Source organism: Vibrio sp. V04_P4A5T148, from assembly GCF_963875605.1.
GTDB classification, from domain to species: Bacteria; Pseudomonadota; Gammaproteobacteria; order Enterobacterales; family Vibrionaceae; genus Vibrio; species Vibrio anguillarum.
On sequence record NZ_CAWNMS010000055.1, the window covers coordinates 21,574 to 28,488 of the forward strand.

Below are 6,915 nucleotides of genomic sequence, written 5' to 3' on the forward strand. Positions count from 1 at the left end.
TTTTATTTCTGATTAAATTTTAGTTATTTATTTGCCTAAGTATGCCGTCTCACTCACGCTGTTTATTAGCTGCGATTCGCTTTCGTTATATATTCACTCCACCAGCACATAATCTTTTTTCTTTGCTCGAAAAAGTCAGAGCGGTTGTAGCTTGCTCTAGTCACATTTTTATCCATATGTGATAAACAAGCTTCGATGTGAAGTGTATCGAATCCTTTTTCGTGCAGGGCAGTAGATGCGATGGCTCTTAAACCATGTGCAACGAGTTCATCTTTGAATCCTAAACTACGTTTTAAAGCAGCATTAGCTGTATAGACGCTTACATGGCTATCAGGGTTCCGTTCACTAGGGAACACGAACTCTTTGCCGATGCTTTGAACTTTGATCTTTTCAAGGATGTCGATCGCTTGTTTGGTTAAAGGAACTCTATGCTCTCGTCTTCGCTTCATCTCTTCGGCGGGTATAGTCCAGCATTGCTTATTGAAATCAATGTCTTTCCAGCGTGTTCTAGCCGCTTCTTTTGGGCGAGAAATAGTGTGCAACTGCCATAACAAAAGTAGTTTAGTCTTATCTTGAATGTTTTCATTCTGCCGCAAACGAGTCATAAATTCACCTAGCAGCTCAGGGCGTATGGTAGGCATGTTTTCTACTTTATGTTTCTCAAATGAATTGATCATCTTGGTTAATGGGTTAGCGTTAATCACATCACTTGCCACCGCATACTCCATAATTTGGTTTAAGCTCTGACAAATTCTTTTGATGGTGGATAGCTTTCCGTCTTTTTCGAGAGGGCGTAGCATTTCAATTGCATCGCGCCGAGTAATGTTACTTACTGGAAGATCCCCTAAGCTATCAAATACGTACTTTTCCAGTGTTCTCCAGATTCGCTCTGCATGAAATGAGCTGACTGACTTACGCTTCCTATCAAACCACATAGTTGAAACTTCAAGAAAGTTATCATTGTGCTTACGTAATTCTTCGATTCGTTTATCTTCTTTGAATCGTTTTGGATCGATACCTTCAGCGATTTGTTTCCGATATTCGGCGGCTTCGAGTTTTGCAGCTGCAAGTCGCAGTGAAGGGTAGGTTCCCATTGGAATTTTGGTTATTTTTCGCGTTACAGGGTGACGGTATTTGAATTGCCAAGCCTTAGTGCCTGTCCCTTTATCAGAGCGCTTAGGTCGAATACGAAGCTGTAAACCCTCTTCAACAGTATATGTATATTCCTTGTCTTTGATGACGAGAGCTTTGATTGTTGTATCAGTGATTCGTTTTGCCATAGTGAATGATCTTTGAAGTGATTATTTGAAGACCATTGTATAGTAAATTGATTTGGTGGGGTACCAGGTGGGGTACCAAAATCCTGAATTGTGGTGAGTTTTGTTGAGACGTTCTGGGATGTTGGCTATATATAAGGCGTTGATTTTAATCCATTAAATGGAATTCTTGGTAAGTTGTGAAACTTCAATGCTGGTGACCCGGAAACCATTGAATTGTGTTGTTAACCATTTGAAACTGCCTTTTAATGTAAAAATTCTGCTGGTGGAGGAAGAGAGTTTTTATTGATGTTTATGAGAATCATCAATAAGGTTTACTGATAACCACCGCAGTTTTAGATGTGATGATGTTAACATTTAATTGGCGAGGCTGGAATCTAAGCTGTGCGGTGAACTTTACGTGTTCTGTCAATGATGAGATGGCTTAGGATTGACGACGCTCGTGCAGTTACATCTCTTGTCGGTGAGAGAGCACTGAACCGAGCAAAAATTCGGTCAGATCGTGCTTGGTTAAGCAAGTTTTTGCCCAGCGGAGCAATTTATTGCTCAAGTAGTCAAACGATAAAGTTAACCTATTGAAATATAATAATTTAACACTGGCATTGCTTTTGCTTAGTGAGGCATTACATTATGCGATGCGATTCACGAAAAAGGACCAAACCATGCCAGCTGCTCTTCGAACCATTTCTTACCAAGCGTTATTAAACGCAGAGCAAGCCCATATGCCAGCCGTAAGATTATGCTCTACGCAGGGGAAACCGTCATGATCCTCTCTTGGTTTCAACAGCAGCAAAATCATCGCTATTGGTTAGTTGATCGCAAGCTTCATAAGCAGGCCTTACAGCAAAATGGGGGCTTTGGATTTGAAGAAGCCGTGCCTCTGTTTTATGGTGCAATGTTTACTGAGGTGATGCCACTCTCTCCATGGTTAATCCCTGTTTCTGAATCGGTATTGTCGCTCCCTGAAGCGTTACTTGAACAGGGTATTGGGCTGTCAAGCCATGCCGTGGGTGATGAAGTTTTGCAGCATCTTCGCAGTTTATTAATTGCCGGATTAGAAGGCGAGGAAGTGATGTTTCGCTTTTACGATAGGTCGGTCATTATTGCTATGTTAGCGCGAATGGACCAATCAGAAGTGAACCAGTTTTTGGGCAATATCAATCAATTGGCTGCATTAGATAATGGTGGCCAAGGCCACTTAGTCACGTTTGACAACACCTCGCACGCGCCATTTAATGCTCAGCAAGGCTCTTGGTGGGTAATAAAAGCGCATCATCTTGATAAACAAGAGAACTTACCTTTGTTAAAAGCTAACCTTGAATCTTGGTTATGGCAGCATTTCCCCAAGGCAATGGACCAGCATCTTACGCAAGGGCGTGATATCGCTTCCATGCTCACACCGTTTCTCTCTGCTGCTGAGCAAACCTTAACGTATCGTGTGATGAGCGCGGCCATCGCGGCGATCATGGGCAACGAATACTTGGCTCAGCCTAGCATGATAGAACTGATCAAAGACAATCAAAATGAAGAGATTAAATACGCTCTGCATGCCTTAAGTCGCCAATTACAACATGAGGGATAATCATGGATTCATTTAACCATTGCGTGCAGTGCAACCCCGAGAAAAACTGGTTGGAACTGGAGTTCATGAGTGAAAACGATGAACCGATTGATGGCCTTGCCGTCACCATTACGAACAAAATTACCTCCAACACACACACGCAAACTACCAGCGCTGGTAAAGTATTATTTGCAAATATTGCCGCAGGTGAATGGCGCGCTTCCGTCAGCCAAGCCTCTTTGTTAAGCGAAGTTGAAAAGTACGCCAGCCGTAAAGAAGGGCAAGAGTCGCCAGTGAAAACCCGCGCATCGGCAGAGCGTGATGCTGCTGAGCAAAGCCCGAAACGGTATCACAGCACTACCATAGGTGATTTTTGGGATGAAGCCCCTCAAGATGAGTTTTTGCAAGAGCATCATAAAGGGATAGATACCAATGCCTCTGCGGAAAAAGCAGGGTTCAGCCTTAGCCACAACCAAAGTTACGTTTTTGAAATCAAAGCACTGCGCAGTTATATGCCAGTGATTATTGATACCGATGAATTTAGTTTGGTGAATAGTTATACCTTTGCGTTGTTGTCGAAACTTGCTTATGCGACTAACGATTTTAATAGGGATGATGGTAAGACAACAGATAATCAGGGTGCGATTAGTACGGTAATTTCTCAGTTAAAGCGCAAAGAAAGACCAACTTATTCTGGAGATTTACAGGCGAAATGGCTACTAGAAGAAATACCATACAGCAGAGCTTTAAGTGCTCAATATTATGCTGAGGATGATGTTGGCAGTGAAGGTTACATCATCTTCAACGATGAATTGGCGATTATAGGTGTGAGAGGTACAGAGCCTTATTTCCAGAGTAAGAAACCACCTGTTGACAACACTAAATTTAAAATTATAAAAGCGGCTTCAGGTATGGCGGCTGTGATTGCGGATAAGATAGAAAGTGCTACCGATTCACCAGGGATGAAAGACCTTATTATAACGGACCTTGATGCTGCGCAAATCGCCCCCGAAGAGTTTGGTGGAACGTATATCCATCGGGGGTTTTACCAATATACGATGGCTTTGTTATCTTTGATGGAGAAAGATCTAGGACTACATAAAATAAAAAAATTCTACTGTTGTGGCCATAGCTTAGGGGGCGCTGGTGCATTACTTCTAAGCGCATTGATTAAAGATAGCTATCATCCCCCAGTATTGCGTTTATATACATATGGAATGCCACGTACAGGAACGCGCAGTTTTGTTACTCGGTATCAGAATATTCTGCATTATCGTCATGTTAATAACCATGATTTGGTTGCTCAAATCCCCATGACATGGGCAAATACCGATCTTACAGAGGGGCTAGATAAATGGGATGTATTTAGTAGTGGTATAACATTGATTAAAAAAATGCTTACCGATAACGACGATGATAATTATCTCCACCATGGTCATTTATCGCAGTTATTAACTTATAATGATTCTGACCAGATTTTACTGACGCCAAGGCAAACACAAATCACTATGCTAGATCTGGCAAAATTAGCCAGTAATGATTCTGTTACTTTGGTAAATAGCTTATCCGACGCTTCAATTGCAGAGCATGGAATGGAATATTATATCCCTAATTTGTGGCAACAAATGTATTCTTTAAGTAATGAAAGTTTAATGGTGCATTACCAGCAAGCGATATCAGCTCTCGATCAAGAAATTGCTACTTTACAGAAAAATTATCTCACCGTTAAACAAACTTGGGCTGAATCTTTAGGAAATGCTACACCAGCGTTGAGCATTGGACGTTTGATGAATGAAATGAATTCTATAAATAAACTAATAGAAAATCGCAATAAAATAAGAGGAGAGCTCAAGCAGATAGTCTTTGACCCTCAGCGCTTACCACTAGCGAAGTTATTAATAGCGCAAAAAACATTGCCTGATGAAATTAAGGATCAACTACAATGAAGTTATTGAATAACCTCACAATGAAAAAGCGAATATTAATTATTGTACTATTCATCGCATTATTTTTCCTTGGGTATGATTATGACCAGACTTCTCAACCGAATATTTGGGGTGATGAACCTGATGAGTCCTATATTACTATATCAGGCAAAAAGCCTATAGATGCTTATTTAGAAGTTTGGACTCATTTTTGGGTGACAGGAGATGAGTGTGAGGCTTATTCCTACGATTTATTTGGTCAAAAAGCTCATAAAGGAGGAAAGATAAGTCAGAAAATTACGCATGATTTTGCTAAAGATGGTTCAAATTTTGAATTTAGAATTCCTTACCAAACGTATAAGAACTCACAAAATTGTATAGTGGAATTAAGAGACTTTTCCATACAAGCTCACAATGATTTTGATACTGTAGGCTTTGCTCAGTTGCGATTTTCTCCGGCAGGCAGAGAATATTACAATCGAGAGGTTGAGCTAAACTCATTGATTACAGCAGATAATTGCAATAGTGATATATTTAAAAGTGTAAGAAAAGAGTGGGCAGGGGCCATTGGTTGTCATTTTTATGTCGATGGAAAGAAAAAGACTAAAGATGAAGAGTTTAACGCTTACACCGTCTATTACGATTTCTCGAAATTCAATAATGACACCGTTATTAATTACGATATATTAGCCGGTGAGAATTACCGCTCTGAGCCGTTAGATAAAGAGAAAGGGCCGCAAGAGTGAAATTTATCACTAATACCAATAGGAAAAAGCGAATATCAATTGTTGTACTATTCATCGCATTATTTTTCCTTGGGTATGACTATTACCAGACTTCTCAACCGAATATTTGGGGTGATGAACCTGATGAATCCTATATTACGATCACAGGTAAAAAACCAACCGATACTCACATAGTTGCATGGGCTGCATTTTGGGTAATGGGCGATGAATGTAAAACCTATTCCTATGATATGTTTGGCCGTAAAGCTCATCAGGGAGGGAAAATTGACAAAAAATATACCTATAATTTTTCAGACGATCCAAACCGTTATGAATTACGTTTACCTTTTAAATCTGTAGTAGATAATAATGATTGCAATATTGAATTGAGAGATTTTCAGGTGAATGTCTTAAATAACTTTGATGGGATTGCAGGATTTAGAGCTTATCCTCAGGGCGAGCTGCCTTATGAAAAGGCTATTTCTACATCGATGATAATAGAAGCACGAGATTGTAATGCTGAATTCCACCAAGGGAAAAATGATATGTGGGATGGATGGTTTAACTGTGAGTATTTTGTTGGTAATAAATCCAGACTAAAAGATGTTAGACCTTATGAGTTCTATTACGATTTTTCTCAGTTTTCTGATGATACGATAATAAAATTTAATTTTTTAGCCGGCGAGAATTACCGCTCTGAGCCGTTAGATAAAGAGAAAGGGCCGCAATAGTGATATTTATCGCTAATGCCAACAGGAAAAAACGAATATCAATTTTTGTATTATTCATTGTATTATTTTTTCTTGGATACGATTATTACCAAAGCATTCAACCGAATATTTGGGGCGATAAACAAGATGAACCCTATATTACGATCACAGGTAAAAAACCAACTGATGCTCACGTAGTTGCATGGGCTGCATTTTGGGTCACGGGCGATGAATGTAAAACCTATTCCTATGATATGTTTGGCCGTAAAGCGCACAAGGGAGGGAAAATTGATAAAAAATATACCTATGATTTTTCAGACGAACCAAACCGCTATGAATTGCGTTTACCTTATAAATCAGTAGTAGATAGTAATCAGTGTACGGTTGCCTTAAGAGATGTTTCTATTCATGTGTACAACGATTTTGATGAAAATGGTTTTGCTGAATTGCGAATTTATTCTCCAACAAATAGCTATGATAAGGCGATTGATATTAATTCAATCGTACAAGCAAAGGAATGTAATGCCAAAATTTGGCAATGGGCAAGCAAAGATAGATGGTCAGGAGCTATGACTTGTTTTTATTTCGTAAATGATATAATTAAAACCAAGGAACCAGAATCAAACGCCTACACCGTCTACTACGATTTCTCGAAATTTAATAACGACACTGTGATTCATTACGATATATTAGCCGGTGAAAATTACCGCTCTGAGC

At 39.6% G+C, this 6,915-nt stretch carries 6 protein-coding genes; 5 read left to right on the forward strand and 1 reads right to left on the reverse strand.

All coding sequences use genetic code 11. The annotated features are described in order from the left end of the window. Positions 1-65: 65 nt before the first annotated feature. On the reverse strand, positions 66-1,280 hold the full coding sequence (locus AACT18_RS11875; RefSeq protein WP_094125974.1) for a tyrosine-type recombinase/integrase: 1,215 nt from the start codon (positions 1,278-1,280) through the stop codon (positions 66-68). A 736-nt stretch (positions 1,281-2,016) separates the two neighbouring features. On the opposite strand from AACT18_RS11875, the gene AACT18_RS11880 reads away from it, so the two are divergent. From AACT18_RS11880 to AACT18_RS11900, 5 genes are all read left to right on the forward strand, one after another. After that, positions 2,017-2,859, forward strand: coding sequence for a DUF4123 domain-containing protein (locus AACT18_RS11880; RefSeq protein ID WP_094125975.1), 843 nt, complete (start codon positions 2,017-2,019; stop codon positions 2,857-2,859). A 2-nt stretch (positions 2,860-2,861) separates the two neighbouring features. Further along, positions 2,862-4,784: a lipase family protein gene (locus AACT18_RS11885; protein WP_094144338.1), complete on the forward strand. Its 1,923-nt coding sequence runs from the start codon at positions 2,862-2,864 to the stop codon at positions 4,782-4,784. Continuing rightward, the gene (gene tsiV1 / locus AACT18_RS11890; protein ID WP_094144339.1) at positions 4,781-5,509 is read left to right on the forward strand and encodes a type VI secretion system immunity protein TsiV1; all 729 of its coding nucleotides are present in this window, start codon (positions 4,781-4,783) and stop codon (positions 5,507-5,509) included. The genes AACT18_RS11885 and tsiV1 overlap by 4 nt, the downstream gene beginning before the upstream one ends. Beyond that, a complete protein-coding gene (locus AACT18_RS11895) occupies positions 5,506-6,219 on the forward strand; it encodes a hypothetical protein (RefSeq protein ID WP_094145952.1) in 714 nt (237 codons plus the stop codon). The genes tsiV1 and AACT18_RS11895 overlap by 4 nt, the downstream gene beginning before the upstream one ends. Next, positions 6,219-6,915, forward strand: a 697-nt coding sequence (locus tag AACT18_RS11900; RefSeq protein ID WP_094146643.1) for a hypothetical protein, incomplete at its 3' end; no start/stop codon positions are given. The genes AACT18_RS11895 and AACT18_RS11900, both read left to right, overlap by 1 nt.